We start from the raw sequence: 20,442 nt of genomic DNA on the forward strand, positions 1-20,442 counted from the left end.
TGCGTTCACTCGAACCGAAGGGCGCCAACAAGTTTGTCGATGACTGTTTGAGCATTGCCCGCAAGGCTTTCACGGGACCAGCCGGCGCGGGCGCCACTTTTGCTCCACAGCACGCGGCCGCTGCTGGCTTCCAGCACGCGCAGGCTGATGCCCACCGCCGGTTCGCCGTCCAGGCCGTTCTTGTACTGCCACTCTTCCACGCTGCCCGCGACCACGTAATCGAGTTTCTGCTCACGGGCCCAATCGAGGGCACCGGCCAGACGCTCATTGTCGTCCATCAAGGCTTGTTCGCCCTGGGTGGTGACAGGGTAAACCCGTGGTTGCAGACCATGGCTGCTGAGCACACTGAGCAGGATCTGCTCGCTGCGCTCACCGGCTTGCGGGGTCTGCGAATAGTTGACCATCGGCACGATGCCCCACTGCGCATTGCGTGGCAGGTTCGGGCTGGTCTCACTGGTGAAGCTTGAGCAGCCGGCAACGAACAGGACTGTCAGCGCCAGGCTCAGGTTACGAATTACTTGCATAGGTTTTCTCCCGTAGAGATTCTGTAATCAGCGCCCGAAACGCACGCCGTAGCTCATGCCCAGTGTTCCGCCGGATTTGCCATCCCCGCCTTGTGGCGCAGATTGGTAACCGACGGTCAGGGCCAGTTCGTCGTCACCCAGCACTTCAAAGCCGATGCCGGTGTTCATGCCGTAGTTGAAGGTTTGGTCCGTCCACTGCCAGCCTGCCGTCACGTCCACCAGCCAGGTGTATTGGGGCTTGGTGCGCACCAGCGCGCCAGGGATGCCGCGACGCCAGGTGGTACCGACGTAGAGTTGGCCGTAGCGGCTTTGCAGCAGGTTGTCGGCGGTGACCGGGTCTACATCAAGAGGATCAGGCAGACCCGTATCGGCATCTATCGACTGAGGCGTAACCTTGACGGCGCCGCCGTTGCGGCTCGACAGATATTCCAGCTCCCGGTCCTTCACGCTGTTCTTCTGATAATCCGCACCGCCGCGCACCGTCCAGTTAGGCCCGGCGAATTCCAGCGTATGGTTAAGCTCAACCTTCAGCGCATGCCCGGTACCCAGCGAGTCGCCGGCACGGGTAGAGAACGAACGCTGCGCCACTTCCCAGCTCAGCTGGTCCCGTGCGGTCAGGCCATGACGCCCGCCGACCCAGGCTCGGTCCTGCTGGCCGAAGGCGCGCATCAAGCCGCTGTCGTCACTCTTGCGATGCCAGTCCAGGCCGGTCTCGAGTTGGTGGCTGGAACCCAGCTGCCACAGGCGCGACAGGCCCAGGCCGTTGCGATCGTCGTCCTTGCGCTGGCTGGTGTCAGCGAACACCTTCCAGCTGCCGTTTTCCACCGAACGAATCAAGGTCAGGGCCGCGTTGCTTTCGTCACCGATCCTCGATGAGATGACGTCGTCGCCCTTGTAGTTGCCGTGCTCCATCTCGAGGTCGGCGTACCAGTTGTCACCCAGGTTGTGGGCGATTTCCAAGCGCGGCGCATCAAACGAGAGGCCACCGAAGTCTTGCTTCTGGTAGGACAGTAGCGCGCCTTGCGGGGTGCTTTCGTGGATCTCCACGGCTTGGCGGCGCAGTTGTTCGCGCACCGACTCCGGCTGGTCGTCACCCAATGCGGTCAAGCTGACGTCCAGCGCTTCGTTAGTGCGACCCAGGCGGCTGAGTGCCTGCGCACGTTGCGCCGGGTTCAGGTCGCTGCTGGCCAACAGGGTTTCAACCTGGGCCTTGTTGCGACTGCGCAGCGCTTCCTGAATCTGCTCGTAACGGTCGACCTTGAGGCCTTGGCTACGCGCCCACTCCAGCCATTGGTCTTTCTGCGACTCCTGATTGCTCGCATCCAGCCGTGCCAGCAAGCGCTCGAACCACATCTGCTTCATCGACGGCGAACCGTCTTTCCACTTCAACAGTTCCTGCTGCGCCTTGCGTGGCGAGTAGCTGCTGGACATCAGCCGCAACCAGATCGCGTAGCGCTGGGACGAAGGTTGCAGCCCTTCAGCCTCGGGGTTGCGCAGCAGTTTCAAACGCAGCCGTTGCGCCGCATCCTGGTAACCGGCGGTGTCGAGTGCATCGGCGTATGCCGCCTGCACCAGCCAGTCGTTCGGGGTGAGCTTGAGGTACATGCGGTACCAGGCCAAGGCGTCGGTATCACGATTCAACAACTGACTGGCGCTGGCAAATGGCAGCCAGAGCAGACGGTCCTGACGCGCATAGACGCGCCATTTGGCCAGCAATGGCTTGAGTTTCTCGGTGTTGCCCTGGTCGACATACATCCAGATCATGCGTTCGCGGAACAGGTTGTCGTTGGGATAACGCGACAGGCCCAGCAGGTACAAACGCTCGGCTTCGGCGCTGTTGCCCTGCTCAATCGCCAATGCACCCCGCACGGCCAGAACCTGGGCTTGCTCGTAGGCCTCTGGGTACTGTTTAGCGTCTTCGAGCAACGCGACCACTTGGTCCCACTCCTGCAATTCCTGGGCGAGCTGCAAGGCCTCGACCAAGCGTTGCGGGTCTTGGGCGCGTTTCCAACTGGCGACCATCAGGGCCAGGGCGCGCTGTGGGTCTGGGGTGCGATAAAGGGTGATGAGCTGGCTCTCGTCGCCGCTGATCAGCTTGCCGTTGATGGCCAGCAGGCGTTCCAACGAAACGCGCAGGTCTTCATCACGCTCCAGGTCCCACGCCAGGCTAGCGCGGGCGTGCCAATACTCAGGATCCTCGATCGAAGGGTCATCCACCTTCACGACGTCCCATGCCGCTTGCTCGTCAAACAGCTTCATCTCGGTGCCAACCCAGTCCACCCGCTCGGCCGAGGTCAGGGTGAAGCGTTTGGCGTAGTCGTTGTAAACCTTGCTTCTTGCGGCGAACTGCCCGGTGTTGTCCAGGTTTTGCAGCAAACGTGTCCACGCCAGGCGGTGCCCTGGGTATTTGCGCAGATAGGGGCGCAACCAGGCCTCGGCCTCAGCAGGCGTGCCGCGCGATTCGTGGCCATAGATCAACGCGTCCAGCTCGATATCGGTGAGCGCGCGCTGTTGCATGATCTCGGCTAGCAGCGGGATCGAGCGGTCGAAATCGAACTGCTGGCTGGCCAGGCGCCAGGCGTGTTCGCGGGTTTGCGGGTCTTCTTTGAGCTTGAGCAAGCGAATCCAATAACCCAAGGCCGCTGCGTTATCACCGCGCCACTCCCCGAGCAACGCCATTTGATTGAGCAGCTCGGTGTCGTCCGGATAATCGACCGTCAATTGCTGACCGGTTTCCCAGGCGCCCGCCAGGTCATTAATGGCCAGACGCACGTGGAATTCTTTCAGCGCAATTTTCGGATTGTCCGGCTGCACTTCGCGCCACTGCTTGAGCACGCGCTGCGCCAGGTCAAATTGCTTGGTTGCCACGGCGACGTCGACGCCCTGCTCCAGCCATGCCACATCGGTCTGGGGGTTAGTCAGTTGGGGCAATTCGTCGGACAGCACCTGCGCAGCCTGTTTGTCGCGACCCGCCGACAGCAAGCTGTTGAACGCCAACTGCGCGTAATCACGACGCTCTGCCGGTAGCTGGGCGTCGCGCCTGAGCTGCAGGTAAATATCGGCAGCACGCTCAGGTTTTTCGCTGGCCATGTACCACTGAGCCGCCGATTTGAGCGCTTCGGCACGCTGTGCGGGATCGCGAGCGGCGATTTCTTCGTACACACCCGCCGCGAATTCAGGCGCCTGCAAGGTCAACGCCCGCGCCGCCAGGTTTTGCAACTGGGGCAATGGCAATTTGTGGTAATCGAAACTACCCAGGCGCTCGACGAGCGCTTGCTGCGCGATCAAGTCGTTGCTGCTGGTGGCGACCAGCGCGTCCAGTTCAAGACGATAGTAAGCCTGGATTTCAGGCTGTGGCTTGGGCCAGGCATCCAAGTGCTGGCGCGCTTTGGTGTAGTCACCGAGGCGAATCAACAAATCGACCAGTTGCAGACGCAGGTGATCGTCGTCCGGGTGAGCCGTCAGCAGCAGCTCGGCATAGTTGGCCGAGACAGCATCCGGCTGGCGACCGTCGGGCTGGAACACTTCTTCGCGCTGGAAGGTCGCCCACAACAGGCCACCTACGGCAACCGCCACCACCGCCAATGCCCAAGGGTTGAGCAGGCGGCTGTTTTTAGTTGCAGAGGAGCTGACCATTACTCACCTGCTTCATAGGTAATTGAAAAGTCCACAGGCCGGCCGAAGCCTTGCCCGCAAATCGTTGGCCATCCACTTCCACGCGGCAGGCAGTGGCCGAACGTACGGAGAAGGTCAGGTCGAATTGGCCGGCGAACGCAAAGCTCACGCGGCGCTCATCCAGGTAACGCCAGTCCAGCAGAGGCAAATTGGCCTCTTCCAGCGCCGGTCTCGGGTCTCGATCCGGGCGCAGCACCAGCAACGCCTTGTCGCTGCTCAGGGCCACGTAGCGCCCTTGCGGCAAATCGCGCACGCCGGCGATGCCTTGCGATTTCAACAGGTCCGGCCAGCCCATTTGCGCGTCCAGGCGCACGGTACGCAGTGCGTCCATCCCGCGAATCTGCCAGGCGCCATCCGCGGTGCGTGCCAGGCTCGCCTGATACAAACCGTGCAGACGGTCGAGGTAGTCGCTCATCCACAACGACATCGGCTGCTGCTCGCGCATGTAGCCATAGATCTCGTGCATGGCCTTGATCGACGCCTGCTTGGTGCTGGAATAGAAGTGGTAATAGAGGTGCAGGCCACGCAGACGGCGAGGGCTGTCGGTGAGCTGGAACGTCTCGATCAACTCGCGGAAACCGTAATACGGGCCCTTCCACAAGTTGGTGTACAAGTTCTCGTTGATGATCGGCGCGTAGTACTGCAAGCCGCCTGCGGTCGGGCGCAGCAGCGGGTTAAGGCCGGTCAGCGACGGATTGGCCTTGGTCATGATGGTTTCGGCACCGTTGACGTTTTTCAGGCCAGCGTCATACGCCAATTTGATGGTGCTCGCCGATGGCAGCGCATCACCTGGCCAGAACACCAATTTCACCGGTTTCTGCGGGGTGGTCAGGTTCTGGTTGATGTAGTCGCGCGAGCCAAAGATTTCGCGGCGAAAATCAATTTTGTCGTAGCCAGGCACCTTCATGTTCATGCCGTATTCCGGATTGAAGTTCTCGCGTTTCTTGGCTTTTTCCGGCTGCATGAAAAATGGGTGGCTGTAGGTATGCGTGGCAACTTCAACCTTAGGGTTGGCAAAGATCTCGCGTGCAATCGGCTCCAGCTCACGGGCCAGGAAGGGGAACGCGCCGCGGGGCGAAATCTCGGCTTCGATGATCGACACCGAAGTCAGAAACGGGTTGGGCTTGATGTAGTCGTCCAGCGTGTGGCGCCCGGCGTAAGGTGTGCCACGCACTTCGGCGCGGGAAGGGAAGCCATCGCCATCAATGTGCACGGTCGCAATGCGCCGGCCATTTTCGGTGGTGCTGTCCGGGCGCGGCTGGCTTGGCAGGTGCAGGCTGGCCTGGAGAAACGCAAAGGGATCGAGGATCCAACGGCTGCGCTCGTTGTTGGTTTCAAGCAGATAGGGCGCAAGTGCCAAGCCACCCCATTTGCCGACCACCACCGGCGTGAACACCTCACCGCCGGCACCCTTCAACGACAACGCAGCTGTCGGGCCATTGGGCATCACGGAAACGGCGGTGAGGTCACGCGAGCGCGGCACCACCGGCGCTTCAAATGCGCCCACCAGGGCCTTGTCCTGATGAGTAACGGTCAGCACCTGCGTGGCGGGCGGCGCATCACGCTTGAGGCCAAGGCGCTTGAGCAGCAGCTTGTCTTCAACCGGCAACCCACTGAAAAACGCCACGGGCACCTGTTCGTCCAGGCGCGCATTGATGAAGCGCCTAAACGCAGCCGGGTCCTGCGGCGGGCCGCTGGTCATCCAGGTAACAACGCCGGCGTACAGGCCACTGAAGCTGTACAGCGGAAGGTTGCTGTCGGCCGGAAAATAATCGACGCGATAGCCCAGGTATTCCAGCAAGCCGCCGAGGTCGCTATGGCCGGCAGCATCTTCCAGCGCACCTTCGCGCGGGTCGAAAATCAGCGCGATTCGGCGTGGCTGAACCTCGATGCTGCTGATGCCCAGGGTATTGAGGTCAGGCGTGCTGATATACGGGATGTAGCCTTCTTCGCGCAGACGCTTTGCCAGTTTGCGCGCTTCTTCACGGCGCTCAGGCGGCAAGTAATCAATCGCTACCAGCGGGATGCCTTTGGCACGCAGCGGTTTCAAATGCGTTTCAAGCCATTCGCGGTCGGACTCCGAGACCGGGCGATAACGCTTGGCGGAGGCGTCCCACCCCGCGTGAATCGACTCGACTGCCACGGCGGCGGCGACGCCATCCAGCTCAGGCAATACTTCGAAACCGCGATTGAAGAACAACTTCAATTTTGGCTGACGCTTGTGCATTTCACGCAGCAGGTTGGCCAGGCCCACGCGCTGAGCTTCACGCTGGGCTTGAGGCAGCAACTGGAAACTGTCGAGGGTGTCGAGAAATACACCGCCATAACCTTGGGCTTCCAAGGCTTTGGCGCGAGCAAATAAATGCTCACGCCAGGCTTGCGAAGTGAGGTCCATGACCTGGCTGTCCCAGGCATCGTTACGCACCGGGGAAACCGCTTTGCTCAAGCCGGCTTTTTCGAGCGCCGCCTTATTGCCGTCGAATTCGCCCACGGACAAATAAGCAAAGGGTTCGCTGCCCAGCGTACGCAAGGTTTTGACGTCGGCGGCCGTCATGTGGCCGGGCTCGACCACAGCCCAGTCAAACTGCGACAACTCCGCCAGGGGCGGCTGCTCGGCGTACCAGAAGGCCACGCTGGCCGGCTGCGGCGACGTCGCGGCCTGCGCAATAGACCCGCCAACGAACAACGCAAAAGCGGTCAGTAGCCGCTCAGCTATTGCGCGGACACGCGTCCTGCGAAAAACGATTTCCATAATGCACTCTTGAAATGATTGAAACTGAGACGGCGCTAAGGTCGAACAGGGTGACCGGCGGGTTACAAACTGCGAAGTAGCTGCGTTAAACCCTGGCCCACGGACGTCGGTTCCGAGAGCACGTAGCGTTGCAGCAAGCGCGTGTTGTCCGCGCGGGAATGACGAATATCGCCTTGGCGTTGCGCCTGGTGCGTCACCGTCAGCGCCGTACCGGTCGCACCACCCAGCTCGCTGATCAGGTCGTTCAAACTGGTCGCGCGGCTGAACCCGACATTGACCGCACCAGGGGCAGCCTCGCGGGCCTCCACGGCCTGCACGAGAATGCTCACCAGATCTTGCACGTAGACAAAATCGCGCGTCTGCCCACCGTCACCGAATACGGTAATCGGCTGCTTGGCGATTGCCCGCTGGCTGAAGATACTGATCACACCCGAGTACGGAGAGGACGGGTCCTGGCGTGGGCCAAAGATATTGAAGAAGCGAAAAATCACAGGTTCCAAGCCATGTTCGCGACGATAGAAGTCCAGGTAATACTCACTGGCCAGCTTGTCGCACGCGTAAGGCGTCAGGGGAGACTTGGGGGTGTCTTCTTCAATGGCCGTGCCTTCGCCGTTGTTGCCATAGACTGCAGCGCTGGAAGCGAATACCACACGTTTGACACCCGCCTTCAGCATGGCTTGGCACACATTGAGCGTGCCGACGAAATTGCTCTGGTGGGTAGCGACAGGATCATCCACCGACGCCTGCACCGATGCCACTGCTGCCAGGTGAACCACAGCATGACACCCCTGCATGGCTTGCTCGACCACCGCGGTGTCTGCAACATCACCCACGGCGACATCCAGATGCGGATTCCCGATAGGCAAATTGCTCGTCTTGCCGGTCGACAGATTATCCAGCACACGAATGCTGTAGCCCTTGCCCAGCAAGGCATCTACCAAATGCGAGCCAATAAAGCCTGCACCACCGGTAATCAAAACTCGCTTAACATCCATGGAGGTTCTTCCTGACGACTCAAGCGGAGATTTCATATAGGCAGTCCGCTAACGGTGGCACGATTAAGGCCCAGCACAGGCTGAAAAATACCTCAGCCCGCTTGGTGCAATGATGTCAGTTTAGTGGCTTGAAGCCATCAAAACGCCGCCGATCATGTTAGATCCGGGAGAAACTGTCAACATATCGTCTTTTATGCCGCCAGACGGTAGGTGACTTTAAATCATCGCCATTTAATTGACTCGCATCGGGTGTTTAAACGCGGTTAACGTCGATTGGATTAGGCGAAATTTTCGCCACTTATCTGTGATAAGTTGTTTCAGAAATCCCGCCTTGTCAGTGCTTTTTAAAAATTTTTTACAGCGCTCCTGAAAAGGGATCCGCGCAACATTTGTGGGCATAAAGCGTGTGCTGAGGCGCAAAAGGACTGCCGGGCGCACATAAAAAACCCCGAACGGGTCGGGGTTTTTATCGCCTGGCATCAGGCGCGACCCCGGATCAATTAGAAAACGTTGATCGGGTAGTCGGCGAACAGACGGATTTCGTTACCGCCTACGTTGTACTGGTCAGCGTTGTTGGAAACGCGCAGCCACGAGGCGCGAGCACGCAGGCTCAGGTCTTTGGCTGGGCCGCTCTGGACCACGTACTTGAACTGGTTCCAGATTTCGCGCTCGGTGCCATCGCCACGGTTGGTGCCGTCGTCGATGTTGGTACCGCGCACGTAGGCCACGTTGTAGGTCAGGCCCGGTACGCCGAAGGTGGCGAAATCGATGCCGTAGCCAAGTTGCCACGAACGCTCGTCCTTGCCGTTGAAGTCAGACCAGTAGGAGTTGGCCAGCAGGATGGTGTTGCCACCGTCGCCGATGCCGCCAGCGTTGCGGTAGCCGCCATACAGGTAGCCGGTGTCGCCGGTGCTGCGCTGGTGAGCGACGGTGAAGCTGTGCGGGCCAACAGCCCACGTGGCGCCCAGGCTCCAGATTTTGTTGTCACGGGCGTCAGCATCTTTCTGGTTTTCCAGGGCGAAGCTGCGGTCCAGCTTGGTTTTGTAGCCGTTGAAGTCAAACGTCAGCGACTGCTTCTCTGGCAGGGCCAGCACGTAGTTGACGTTGACGTATTGCTTCTTCAGCACGTCCTGCATGTGGGAGGCATACAGCGCGGCCGACAGGCTTTCGGTGAATTTGTAGCTACCACCGATATAGTCGATGCTTTTCAGGCGACCGCTGTCGGTGCCTTCCATGCTCTTGCGCGCTTCTTTGGTGAAGTGACCCGCGTCCAGTTGCAGACCGGCGATCTCTTTGGAAACAATCGAAGTACCGGTGTAGGTTTCCGACAACAGACGGGAGTTGTCGTACTGCAGCACAGGCACGGCCGGGAACTGATCACCGTACTTGAGCACCGTGTTGGAAACGCGGAACTTCACGGCAGCGCCGCCCTTGGCCAGGTCATGGGGTGCCGAGCCAGGGTTGTTCGAGCCATCAGGGTTGGTAGTGCCATTGCCCTGTTTGAAGAAGTCGATGCCGCCCGCGCCAGCGCGACCTTGACCACCGTCCAGACGGATAGCGTACTGGCCGATCACGTCCACACCCACACCCACGGTACCTTGGGTGAAACCGGACTCGAACTTGCCGATGAAGCCTTGGCCCCATTCGGCTTTGTCTTGCTTGCCGTTTTTGTAGTCACGGCTGATGTAGGCGTTACGGGCGGCGATATTCAGGTGGCTGTCTTCAACAAAACCCTTGGATTGGTCCTGGTCGTTGGCCATTGCTGTCGATGCGCTCAAAATCCCCAGAGCGATCAGACTCATCCGTTGCTTCAACATTTTTTTGTATTCCTTGTTTCTGGTTGAGTACGCGCGATGACACCAGGCCCCGTGTCGCTTTTCTGGTGTCGACTGCTTCCGGAAAAAAGAAGGCCCGCGGACGACTTAACAGGCCGCGGGCCTTTTTTATTGGATGAGTCATGGCTGTTAGCCAAAGGCGTTGGGCGCAATCCTAGTCGCGCGTTGAACTATGTGTCAATTTCGTGAATCGTCTGTATTTAGGCGAAATAATTCTAAAAAAGGGCCTATTGCTGTTCTGAAAACGACAAAAAACCCCCTTCAAATGCCTTTGAAACACATCTCGTAACATATTTCGAAGTCAATACGTTTGGTAATAGATAACGCGCGCAAATGCAAAGCATTACCATTAACGCGCAGTTTTCCTCCCAAACAATTCGGATACATGCCTTCATGCCTGCTCTTCGCCTGACGCCCATCACCCTTGGGCTTTGCGTTCTGCTGTCTGCCGGTTTTGCCTGTGCGGCCACCACCTTGCCTGAAACCTCGATCAGTGCCGAAGCTGACGAAGACGACCCGCGGGTCAAGGAAACCAGCACGGCCACCCGCACCGCCACACCCGTGCGCTATGTGCCCCAGGCCATCGATTCAGTGAAGACCGAAAGCCTGCGCGCCTACGGCACCAATGACCTTGGCCAGGCGTTAAGCGGCATCCCGAACGTCAGCAGCGGCGCCGACACACGTTTCGACAGTTTGCGCATCCGCGGTTTCGACGCGAGCAATGACTTCTACCTTGATGGCATTCGTGACGACAGCCAATACATTCGCGACCTGCATAACATCGAGCGCATCGAAGTGCTCAAGGGGCCTGCGGCAGTACTTTACGGGCGAGGCGGTCAGGGAGGAATCGTCAACCGTGTGAGCAAGCTGCCTATTGCCGGACACACGTCGAGCATTGAGGCCCAAGGCGCCAGCAATGATTTGCGCAGCGTGTACGCCGACCTCAGCACCGACCCCACCGATAACATGAGCCTGCGCCTGAACATGGGTAACCAGGACAACAACAGCTTTCGCGACGGTGTGAGCGGCAACCGCCAGCTCTTCGCGCCGTCCTTGAGCTGGCAACTGACCCCAGACCTGAACTGGCTGGTGCAATACGAATACAGTCGCTACAACCGCACGCCCGACCGTGGCATTCCTGGGGTGAACGGGCGCCCGGCTGACGTGAGCCGAAGCACCACCTACGGCGACAGCCGGGACTACATCGACGACAAAACCCAGTCGCTGCGCTCCAAGCTGGCCTATGAGCTCAACGCCAACTGGCAACTGCGCCAGACCCTGGGTGTGTTCAAGCTCGACAGCGATTTCGACAATACCTACGTCACCGCCTATACCCCGTCGACCAACCGTGTCACGCGCCAGCGCTGGCAGCAGGACCTGACCACTCTCAACATCTTCAACAACGTCGAGCTGGAAGGCGGCTTCAGCACCTTCGGCCTGGAGCACCGCTTGCTCACCGGCCTTGAACTGGGCAGCCAGCGCCGCGACCCGAAGCTGTATACCGCCACTGCCGTCGCACAAGGCGGCCGCGTCGTGCCGCCCCTGGATCTCAACCAGCCCAATCGCAACCTCAGCCACACCGGGCGGATGAGCCTGCAAAGCAACAACCACACCGAAGTCGGCAGTCGCGCCATCTATGTACAGGATCAACTGCGCCTGAATGACCAGTGGCAAATCCTGGCCGGCCTGCGTTACGACCGCTTCGAGGTAGACACCAAGAACAAGCTGCTCAACACCCAGCAGGCCGTCAAAAGCCACAGCACCAGCCCGCGTTTTGGCCTGGTGTGGACGCCGCTGGAACATCACTCGTTCTATGCCTCATGGAGCAAGACGTTCTCCCCAGCGGGCGGCGGCTTGATCGGCATCACCCCGAACGCCGCCGGCAGCGTCAACGACCTGAGCCCTGAGCTGACCAAGCAGAAGGAAATCGGGGTCAAGAGCAACTGGTTCGACGACCGCCTGAGCACCACTCTCGCCGTGTACGAACTGGAACTCTACAACCGCCGCACCAGCGACCCGCTGGACCGCACCATCACCCTGCTCAGCGGCTTGCAGCGCTCACGCGGCGTGGAGCTGACCGCCACCGGAAAAATCGTCGGAAACTGGTATGTACGCGGTGGTGTGGGCTTGCAGAATGCCACGGTCGAGAAGGACAACAACGGCTTTGAAGGCAAGCGCGTCAGCGATGTGGCCAAGCGTAATGGCAGCCTGTTCATTACCTGGAAACCGGAGATGGGCTGGTACGCGGAAACCGGCCTGACGCTGGTCGGCGACCGTTATGCCGACAGCCTCAACACCGTGGTGTTACCGGGTTATGGCCGCTGGGATGCGTTGGCGGGGTTCCGTCAGAAGGCGTGGGATGTAAGGGCGGCGCTGAACAACATCGCGGATAAAACCTACTACGCGTCGGCGACCAGTGTGGCGCAGATCCAGCCAGGGGAGCCGCGCAGTCTCGTCGTGACCGGCACCTATAGCTTTTGAGGAAAACGCGGTCAGTGAGGGAGCTGGCTTGCCTGCTCCCACAGTTGATTTCGGTGGTGCTTTAGCTACTCAACACGTCACAAAACGCATGCACTTCGTCCTCACTGAACAACCCCGCCGGGTAGCGTTCACGCATCACACTGTGCAAGTCAGGCTGTTGCCTGATCTGTCGCGAACCGTTTTCCTTCAACCAGAGCGCCAGCGCATGGATCGCGTCACCATTGACCCGCAAGGGGTGAAACGTGCGCGTGTACATCGGGTTAATATCGGCGTTCATTTCTGCGCTCTCTCCTACTGCGTGAGCGGCTAACTTACTCAAGGTTTATGACAGAACTGCGCAGTCATCGCCCTGGGCCACTGTGACAACAGCGATACAAGAGCTATGCCAATGTCTCGTGTTTATAGGTATGCCGACACAAAAAAGCCCGCAACCTTGCAGGGCTGCGGGCTTGCTGTTGGCGCTGAAACCGGGGAGCACCCGGCTAGCGCCATGACACTGTTACAAGTGCACTCAGTTTTTGTGCGGGGCTGGCTGTTGTTGGGTCAGGCAATGGATATTACCGCCACCCAGTAACAGTTCGCGGCCCGGCACCATCACCACTTCGTGCTGCGCGAACAGGTCCTGCAGGATTGTCTTGGCCACGCTGTCCAGCGGGTCATCGAAGCTCGGCGCAATGATGCCGCCATTGACGATCAAAAAGTTGACGTAGGAACCGGCCAACCGCACGGTCGGATTACGCTCCTGGGTCCCGTCAACCGGATCGACACCGGCGCATTCTTCCTCCGTCGCGTAAAGCGGTCCCGGGATCGGCATTTTATGCACTGTGAACGAGCGACCCTGGGCATCGGTGCTGCTTTGCAGCACGTCCATGGCGGCATGGCAGCGTGCGTAGTTCGGGTCTTGCGGGTCATCGGTCCAGGCCAGCAGCACTTCGCCAGGGCGCACGTAGCAGCAGAAGTTATCCACATGGCCGTCGGTCTCGTCGTTGAACAGGCCGTCTGGTAACCAGATAATTTTATCCACAGCCAGGTTGGCACTCAGCACCGCTTCAATCTCGGCACGGCCCAAGTGCGGGTTGCGATTGCGGTTGAGCAGGCATTCTTCGGTAGTGATCAGGGTGCCTTCGCCGTCAACATGGATCGAACCGCCCTCCAGCACAAAGCCTTCGGTGCGATAGCGCGGGGCCCGTTCGATCTCGAGGATCTTGCCGCCGACCTGCGAATCGCGGTTCCACGGCGAATACAGGCCGCCATCAAAACCGCCCCAGGCGTTGAAGTCCCAGTTCACACCGCGCACTTCGCCGCTGTTGTTGATCACGAAGGTCGGCCCGGTGTCGCGCACCCAGGCGTCATCGCTGGACATCTCCACCACCCGGATATTCGGCACATCCAGGCGCGCGCGGGCATTTTCGTACTGGCCGGCGGAAACCGCTACGGTCACCGGCTCAAACCGTGCGATGGCCTTGGCCACCGCCACGTGAGCGGCCTGCGCTGGCTTAGCGCCCAGGCGCCAGTTGTCCGGGCGCTCTGGCCAGATCATCCAGGTTTGAGTCTGTGGCGCCCATTCGGCAGGCATGTGGAAGCCATCGGCGCGGGGGGTGCTGTGCAGGGTGGTCATGGCGATCAGGACTCCGAATGGGGGTAAAGGCCGACTTTATAACGGATATAAATCGGCTTTAAAAGCAACATAAGATCATAGTAGATGAACATGACAGAACATAGCCGATAACAATCGATTATTGCGCGTGTTCCTCCAGCACCTTCGACAGCATGTCGACAAAGAAATCCACGCTGCGTTTGGACGTGACCATCGGCGGCTTGATCTTGAGAATGTTCAAATAATCACCCGTGGGCTGCATGAAGATCCCCAGCTCCCGCAGGCGGTCGCATAGCAAGGCGGTCTCCTCAGTGGCCGGATCCAGGGTGCGCCGGTCGCGCACCAATTCCAGGCCGAGATAAAACCCGGAGCCATGGACAGCGCCCACTAATGGATGTCGATCGATCAATTCTTCCAGCCGCGCCTTGAAATGCCCACCGACCACCTGGGCGTTTTCCCACAGCTTTTCTTCCTCCATCACATCCAATACGGCCATGCCGATCCGGCAACTCACCGGGCTCCCCCCGGACGATGAGAAGAAGTACCCCTCAGCCTCCAGCGCCTCGGCGATTTCGCGACGGGTGATCACCGCCCCCAACGGCTGGCCGTTCCCCATTCCCTTGGCCATGGTGATGATATCGGGCACCACGCCCTGCTCTTCAAAGCCCCAGAAAAAATGCCCCATACGGCCGTAACCCACTTGCACTTCATCGGCGATGCACACGCCGCCCCTGGCGCGGACAAGTGCATACACCTGCTGCAAATAGCCCGGCGGCAGGGAGATGCCGCCGGCGTTACCGTACACCGGCTCGCAGATGAACCCTGCCAGTTGGCGTTTGCTCGCGGCGATTTTCGCCAGGTTGTGTTCCACGCTTCGTACGTAATCAGGCGCACTGTCCTGCCCGCGGAACTCACCTCGATAAGTATTGGGTGCGGTCACCGGGTGCACCCAGTCCGGGCGACTGCTCAGCGCCTGGGGGTTGTCGGCAATCGAGGTGGACACCGCATCTGCCGCCACCGACCAACCGTGGTAAGCCTCGAGCACGCTGAGCATGTCGCGGCCGCCGCTGTAGGCCCAGGCCAGGCGGATCGCCAGGTCATTGGCCTCGGTGCCGCTGTTGACCAGGAACACGCGGTCCATGCCTTGCGGCGCCAGCGCCAGCAAGCGCTCGGAGAACTCGGCAATCGCCGCGTAGTGAAAACGTGAGTTGGTATTGAGCAGCGACCACTGGCGCGCCGCCACTGCCGCCATGCGCGGGTGGCCATGGCCCAGCACTGCCACGTTGTTGAGCATGTCGAGGTACGAACGGCCCTGCATGTCGATGAGGTGGTTGCGCCAGCCGCGTTCGATGCGCGGTGGGTCTACGTAATAGTGCTTTTGCGAACGGGCGAAACTGGCGTCGCGGCGAGCGAGCAGGGCCTCAGGGTCCAACTCGGGCTCTGCGTCGCACGCCAGCCCCAGCAGTGCCGCCGGCGAGGGGCACAGCGCCTGCCACGCCTGCGCCCGGGACGGCGTGCAGAACAGCGGCGCCGGAAAGCCAACACGGCACAGTTGCACGGTCAGCGGGCCTTCGACCTCACCGATCACCTGGCCCTTGAGTACGGCGGTGCCAGGCTGCAACAGCGCGTTGGCACCCCACAACCGCACATTGGCTTCGCTGCAGTGCACACGCAGTTCGCCATTCACGCCAGGGCGGACGATGCCCGCAAACGGCGCCTCGATAGAGGTGCCCTTGGGCACGTGCAGCTCGACGTGCAACGCGAACGTCTCAGGTTCATAAGCACTGTCGGGCTGCGTACGCGACAAGCGGTACTGCCCGTATCGACTGGCGGCCAAGCCGTGCACTGCGGCTGCATCCTGCAACAAGCGCTGGTCAATTCCCGCCTGTTCCCAGTTGCCTGCCTCGAAATGCGGGCTGAGCACGCCCAGGTCGATCAACGCAAACTCACGTCCTACCAGGCCCGGTAGCAAGGGCGCGAAGCCTTGGCCGGCAATCGGCGCCAACGCCTGCCCGACACAATCCAGGATCGCCGCCTCCATCAACTCAAACGGCACTGACGTCGCCACGTGGAAAATTTCCCACTCATGTTCGGCGTTTTTCAGCAGGTAGCTGTTATCTGGATCCAGGCGTTGCTGCTGCTCGCTGCTCAACACCAGCACCGCCGCCCGCGCAACGATCAGCGGCCACAGCGCCTGCAATTCTTCGTGTTGCAACGGTGTCACCGCATGACAGGCCTGGATCGCAGGCAAGATGGCAAAGGGATCGCCCTCGGCGTGGTGCAGCAACGCGGCGCAGGTCACTGACAGATCGGCGATGCGCCAGGTGTGCACCAGATCGCCGAAATCGATAACGCCCTGAAGTTGCCAGTGACGTTGCGCATCACGCTGCCACACGACGTTGTCATCGGTGATGTCCATGTGCACCGCTTGCCACGGTAGATGATCAGCCAGGGGACGGAGGTGGTCTTCGACCTGCCCGACCACGTGCTCCAGTGCTTCGCGGTGGGGCAGGTTTTCCAGGGTTGCCAGCAGATGGGCGATCAGCTCCGGGGCATGGCGCGGGTCCCATTGCAGGGTACGTTCCAGGCCCGGGTGTTCGAACGAGGCCAGCACTTGGCTCATCCGCCCACACAGATCACCGAAACGTGCAATGACCTCACGGCCCAAGTGAGGCTGATGGGTCAACGGCTGGCCATCGATATAGCCCAGCACCCGCACGTGCAGGGTTTGGCTGTCGAGGGTCAGGGTCAGCAATTCTTCACCGCTCACGGCTTTGATGACCTTGGGCACGTGCACATCGGCTTGGGCCTGTAGAGCATTGAGCGCCGCGTGCTGGGCCTGCAGCTCAACGGCAGCGTAGTCACCGCGGCAGATTTTCAGAACAAACCGGCCGCGCGGGCTGTCGACTCTGTAGTTGAGGTCCTGCTGGCTCCCCAACGAGTACAGGGAGCCCGTCAGGCCGTAATGCTCCTCGAGCAGCCGAGCCGCCTGATCGGGGCCAACTTGCGGGCAGGGTAGACTGGCGCGATGGATCAGGGTGGCGAGCAACATGGAGGGAAGCCTCGGTTTTTTAGGGGTGTATATCGCCATTGTTCAGGGGGTTAGGCAACCCCCTACGCATCCGGCGCTTGCACCACCCCGCCGCACAACTCAAGCTATGCTCCATTCGCTTACTGTCCGTTTAAGAAAAAGGCCCTCCGACATGCGCATTCTCATCACCGGCGGTGCTGGTTTTATCGGCTCCGCCCTGATTCGCCACCTGATTCAACACACCGAGCACGAAGTGCTCAATCTGGACAAGCTCACTTATGCCGGCAACCTGGAATCGCTGAGCAGCATCGCGGGCAATAGCCGGTATGAGTTCGTCCAGGCCGATATTGTCGACCAGGCTACTGTCAGCGCAGTGTTGGCACGTTTTGAGCCCCAGGCGATCATGCACCTGGCGGCCGAGTCTCATGTCGACCGTTCGATCGATGGTCCGTCTGATTTTATTCAAACAAACATTGTGGGTACCTATAGCCTGCTGGAAGCTACCCGGGCTTATTGGCATAAGCTGGCAGAGCCTGCCAAGAGTGCCTTCCGTTTTCACCACATTTCTACCGACGAAGTGTACGGCGACTTGCACGGCGTGGACGACCTGTTCACCGAAACCACGCCGTACGCGCCAAGCTCACCGTACTCTGCGAGCAAGGCAGCGTCCGACCATCTGGTGCGTGCTTGGCAACGCACTTACGGCCTGCCAGTACTGTTGACTAACTGCTCGAACAACTACGGGCCCTTCCACTTTCCAGAGAAGCTCATTCCGCTGGTGATTCTGAACGCTCTCGCAGGCAAATCATTGCCGGTTTATGGGGACGGTTTACAAGTTCGTGATTGGCTGTTCGTGGATGATCATGCCCGAGCATTGTTGAAAGTTGTAACCGAAGGTGTGGTGGGCGAGACCTATAATATTGGAGGTCACAATGAGCAAAAAAACATCGATGTGGTGCGTGGTATCTGTGCGCTGCTGGAAGAGCTGGCACCGCAACGCCCCTCTGGTGTAGAGCAATTCACCGATCTGATCACATTCGTCCAAGATCGCCCTGGTCACGATCAGCGTTATGCGATCGATGCGAGCAAGATCGAACGCGAATTAGGCTGGGTTCCCGAAGAAACGTTTGAGAGCGGCCTGCGCAAGACGGTGCAGTGGTACCTCGAAAACCTGGATTGGTGCCGCGGGGTCCAGGACGGCAGTTATCAAGGCGAACGTTTGGGCAACACCGACATGAAGGATTTGATTGCATGATGAAGGGAATCGTATTGGCGGGTGGCTCAGGTACCCGTTTGCACCCCATTACCTTGGGCGTGTCCAAGCAACTGCTGCCGGTGTATGACAAACCGATGATCTATTACCCGATCTCGGTGCTGATGCTGGCGGGGATCAAGGACATCCTGGTGATTTCCACCCCTGTGGACTTACCTCAGTACCGCAACTTGCTCGGGGATGGCAGTCAATTTGGCGTGCGTTTAAGCTATGCCGAGCAGCCTTCGCCGGATGGTTTGGCCCAGGCGTTTATCATTGGCGAAGAGTTCATTGGGCAAGATCCGGTTTGCCTGATTCTGGGCGACAATATCTTTCACGGCCAACACTTCGGTGATCAGCTGCGTACTGCGGCCGAACGCCCTTCTGGCGCCACCGTGTTCGGCTACTGGGTCAAAGATCCGGAACGCTTCGGAGTGATCGACTTCGACAAAGAAGGACGCGCCCTTTCTATCGAAGAAAAACCGACCAAGCCCAAATCTTCCTATGCCGTTACCGGTTTGTATTTCTACGACAACGAAGTAATCAAAATTGCCAAAGCGGTCAAGCCTTCACCTCGCGGCGAATTGGAGATTACTGACGTAAACAACGCCTATCTCAAGCGTGGTGAACTCCATGTAGAGCGCTTCGGACGCGGTTTTGCCTGGTTGGATACCGGCACCCATGACAGCTTGCTCGAAGCCTCCACCTATGTACAAACCATTGAGCACCGCCAAGGCCTGAAGGTAGCTTGCCTTGAAGAGATCGCCTACGAAAATGGTTGGATCGACCGCGACTATCTGCTGGAGCGTGCCAAATACTTTGGCAAGACCGGTTATGGTCAATATCTGTTCACTCTCGCAGGAGAGACTTCATGAACGTAACCGCCACTGAGCTGCCCGGTGTACTAATCATCGAGCCGAAGGTTTTTGGCGATGAGCGCGGCTTCTTTTATGAGAGCTACAACGCCCGGGACTTTGCCCATGCCACCGGGTTGCAACAGCACTTCGTGCAGGACAACCACTCGCGCTCGCAAAAAGGTGTGTTGCGCGGCTTGCACTACCAGATCGAACATGCCCAAGGGAAGTTGGTGCGCGTGATAGCTGGGGAAGTATTGGACATAGCTGTGGATATCCGCCGCAGCTCTTCTCACTTTGGCAAATGGGCGGGCGTACGGTTGTCTGCCGAAAATAGCCGGCAGCTGTGGATTCCGCCAGGATTTGCACATGGTTTTGTGGTGCTCAGTGATTATGCTGAATTCCTCTATAAAACAACTGATTACTACACACCCTCTGCTGAACGCTGCATTCGCTGGAACGATTCTGATCTCAATATTGATTGGCAGTTTGCCGGCATCCCGAATATGTCCGCCAAGGATCAAAATGGCAAAAGCCTGAAAGATGCCGATCTATTCCCATGAAAATCCTGATCACCGGCCAACACGGCCAAGTCTCCCGCGAACTGCAACTTCGGCTCCAGGACCTCGGCGATCTCATCGTTCTCGGCCGCGACCACCTCGACCTGGCCAACCCAGACCAGATCCGCCAGCAGGTCCGCGCCCATCGCCCTGACCTGATCATCAACGCCGCCGCCCACACGGCTGTCGATCAAGCTGAAAGCGAGCCAGACGTGGCGTTCGCGATCAACGCCATCGCCCCCGGCGTTCTCGCGCAGGAAGCCAAAACCCTGGGCATCCCGTTGATCCACTACTCCACCGACTACGTGTTCGACGGCAGCAAACCCGCCCCCTACACCGAAGCCGACACGCCGAACCCGCTGGGGGTCTATGGCCAGAGCAAACTGGCGGGCGAGCAGGCGATTACGGCCGTTGGCGGCAAATACTTGATCCTGCGCACCAGCTGGGTCTACTCCAGCCACGGCAAGAACTTCCTGCTGACCATGCAGCGCCTGTTACAGGAAAAGCCGCAGATGCGCATCGTCGCCGACCAAATCGGCGCGCCAACCTGGGCCGGCAGCATCGCCCACAGCACGCGTAGGTTGATCGAGCGCTGGCAGGCGGGCGAGCCGGGTGAATGGGGTGTCTATCACTTGACTGCCAGAGGCGAAACGTCGTGGTTCGGGTTTGCCGAGGCGATTGGCGAGCATCTGCGCAAGCAAGGCAACGCCTGCGCTGAACTGGAGCCGATCCCTGCCAGCGCCTACCCGACGCCAGCCAGGCGCCCATTGAACTCGCGTCTCGATTGCAGTCGCCTGCAGCAGCAATGGCACGTCAGCCAACCGCCGTGGCAAGACGCATTGCGCGAGTGTCTTGCAGAGCAGCACTAGGCATAATGCGCCTGTAC

General features: G+C 59.6%; 13 protein-coding genes. 5 read left to right on the top strand and 8 right to left on the bottom strand.

Features of this window, described 5'->3' with window-relative positions; translation table 11 throughout:
• Positions 1-5: 5 nt before the first annotated feature.
• The 5 genes from AACY36_RS17340 to AACY36_RS17360 all read right to left on the bottom strand — a co-directional run bounded on the left by AACY36_RS17340 (position 6) and on the right by AACY36_RS17360 (position 9,763).
• On the bottom strand, positions 6-524 hold the full coding sequence (locus AACY36_RS17340) for a hypothetical protein (RefSeq protein ID WP_049710551.1): 519 nt from the start codon (positions 522-524) through the stop codon (positions 6-8).
• A gap of 27 nt (positions 525-551) precedes the next feature.
• Entirely contained in the window at positions 552-4,160 is a 3,609-nt protein-coding gene (locus tag AACY36_RS17345; protein WP_339497342.1) for a tetratricopeptide repeat protein, read from the bottom strand.
• A complete protein-coding gene (locus AACY36_RS17350; protein ID WP_339497344.1) occupies positions 4,138-6,951 on the bottom strand; it encodes a bifunctional glycoside hydrolase 114/ polysaccharide deacetylase family protein in 2,814 nt (937 codons plus the stop codon). Before AACY36_RS17350 ends, AACY36_RS17345 begins: the two co-directional genes overlap by 23 nt.
• 62 nt (positions 6,952-7,013) lie before the next feature.
• Positions 7,014-7,946, bottom strand: a complete 933-nt coding sequence (locus AACY36_RS17355) for an NAD-dependent epimerase/dehydratase family protein (RefSeq protein WP_339497345.1) — start codon at positions 7,944-7,946, stop codon at positions 7,014-7,016.
• A 500-nt stretch (positions 7,947-8,446) separates the two neighbouring features.
• Positions 8,447-9,763 (bottom strand): OprD family porin, encoded by a 1,317-nt coding sequence (locus AACY36_RS17360; protein ID WP_339456718.1) that lies wholly within the window; start codon positions 9,761-9,763, stop codon positions 8,447-8,449.
• Between the two features lie 411 nt (positions 9,764-10,174).
• Here AACY36_RS17360 and AACY36_RS17365 point away from each other — a divergent pair, with 411 nt between their 5' ends.
• Positions 10,175-12,262, top strand: coding sequence for a TonB-dependent receptor (locus tag AACY36_RS17365; protein WP_339497347.1), 2,088 nt, complete (start codon positions 10,175-10,177; stop codon positions 12,260-12,262).
• 61 nt (positions 12,263-12,323) lie between these two features.
• Here AACY36_RS17365 and AACY36_RS17370 read toward each other — a convergent pair whose 3' ends face one another.
• The 3 genes from AACY36_RS17370 to AACY36_RS17380 all read right to left on the bottom strand — a co-directional run bounded on the left by AACY36_RS17370 (position 12,324) and on the right by AACY36_RS17380 (position 16,911).
• On the bottom strand, positions 12,324-12,539 hold the full coding sequence (locus tag AACY36_RS17370) for a hypothetical protein (RefSeq protein ID WP_339427344.1): 216 nt from the start codon (positions 12,537-12,539) through the stop codon (positions 12,324-12,326).
• Positions 12,540-12,773: 234 nt separating this feature from the next.
• Positions 12,774-13,880 carry an agmatine deiminase gene (gene aguA / locus AACY36_RS17375; RefSeq protein ID WP_339427345.1) on the bottom strand — a complete coding sequence of 369 codons (1,107 nt, stop codon included), beginning with the start codon at positions 13,878-13,880 and terminating at the stop codon, positions 12,774-12,776.
• Positions 13,881-13,998: 118 nt separating this feature from the next.
• Entirely contained in the window at positions 13,999-16,911 is a 2,913-nt protein-coding gene (locus AACY36_RS17380; RefSeq protein ID WP_339497348.1) for an aminotransferase, read from the bottom strand.
• Positions 16,912-17,062: 151 nt separating this feature from the next.
• Between AACY36_RS17380 and rfbB the strand changes: the two genes are divergently transcribed.
• Genes rfbB through rfbD form a run of 4 tightly spaced genes read left to right on the top strand, consistent with a single transcriptional unit; the run spans position 17,063 to position 20,425 of the window.
• Positions 17,063-18,145: a dTDP-glucose 4,6-dehydratase gene (gene rfbB / locus AACY36_RS17385; RefSeq protein ID WP_339497350.1), complete on the top strand. Its 1,083-nt coding sequence runs from the start codon at positions 17,063-17,065 to the stop codon at positions 18,143-18,145.
• A complete protein-coding gene (rfbA, locus tag AACY36_RS17390; protein WP_339419963.1) occupies positions 18,142-19,017 on the top strand; it encodes a glucose-1-phosphate thymidylyltransferase RfbA in 876 nt (291 codons plus the stop codon). The genes rfbB and rfbA overlap by 4 nt, the downstream gene beginning before the upstream one ends.
• Entirely contained in the window at positions 19,014-19,559 is a 546-nt protein-coding gene (rfbC, locus tag AACY36_RS17395) for a dTDP-4-dehydrorhamnose 3,5-epimerase (RefSeq protein ID WP_339419961.1), read from the top strand. Before rfbA ends, rfbC begins: the two co-directional genes overlap by 4 nt.
• Complete coding sequence (gene rfbD / locus AACY36_RS17400; protein ID WP_339419959.1) at positions 19,556-20,425, top strand: dTDP-4-dehydrorhamnose reductase; 870 nt, start codon at positions 19,556-19,558, stop codon at positions 20,423-20,425. The genes rfbC and rfbD overlap by 4 nt, the downstream gene beginning before the upstream one ends.
• Positions 20,426-20,442: the final 17 nt, after the last annotated feature.

The sequence above is a fragment of the Pseudomonas sp. EA_15y_Pfl1_P101 genome, from assembly GCF_963970835.1.
Lineage (GTDB): Bacteria > Pseudomonadota > Gammaproteobacteria > Pseudomonadales > Pseudomonadaceae > Aquipseudomonas > Aquipseudomonas tritici.

Coding starts and splice junctions, on each gene's coding strand:
- rfbC (WP_339419961.1), top strand. CDS start 19,014: ATGAACGTAACCGCCACTGAGCTGCCCGGTGTACTAATCATCGAGCCG.
- AACY36_RS17365 (WP_339497347.1), top strand. CDS start 10,175: ATGCCTGCTCTTCGCCTGACGCCCATCACCCTTGGGCTTTGCGTTCTG.
- AACY36_RS17360 (WP_339456718.1), bottom strand. CDS start 9,763: ATGTTGAAGCAACGGATGAGTCTGATCGCTCTGGGGATTTTGAGCGCA.
- AACY36_RS17350 (WP_339497344.1), bottom strand. CDS start 6,951: ATGGAAATCGTTTTTCGCAGGACGCGTGTCCGCGCAATAGCTGAGCGG.
- AACY36_RS17355 (WP_339497345.1), bottom strand. CDS start 7,946: ATGGATGTTAAGCGAGTTTTGATTACCGGTGGTGCAGGCTTTATTGGC.
- rfbB (WP_339497350.1), top strand. CDS start 17,063: ATGCGCATTCTCATCACCGGCGGTGCTGGTTTTATCGGCTCCGCCCTG.
- AACY36_RS17370 (WP_339427344.1), bottom strand. CDS start 12,539: ATGAACGCCGATATTAACCCGATGTACACGCGCACGTTTCACCCCTTG.
- rfbD (WP_339419959.1), top strand. CDS start 19,556: ATGAAAATCCTGATCACCGGCCAACACGGCCAAGTCTCCCGCGAACTG.
- AACY36_RS17345 (WP_339497342.1), bottom strand. CDS start 4,160: ATGGTCAGCTCCTCTGCAACTAAAAACAGCCGCCTGCTCAACCCTTGG.
- rfbA (WP_339419963.1), top strand. CDS start 18,142: ATGATGAAGGGAATCGTATTGGCGGGTGGCTCAGGTACCCGTTTGCAC.
- AACY36_RS17380 (WP_339497348.1), bottom strand. CDS start 16,911: ATGTTGCTCGCCACCCTGATCCATCGCGCCAGTCTACCCTGCCCGCAA.
- AACY36_RS17340 (WP_049710551.1), bottom strand. CDS start 524: ATGCAAGTAATTCGTAACCTGAGCCTGGCGCTGACAGTCCTGTTCGTT.
- aguA (WP_339427345.1), bottom strand. CDS start 13,880: ATGACCACCCTGCACAGCACCCCCCGCGCCGATGGCTTCCACATGCCT.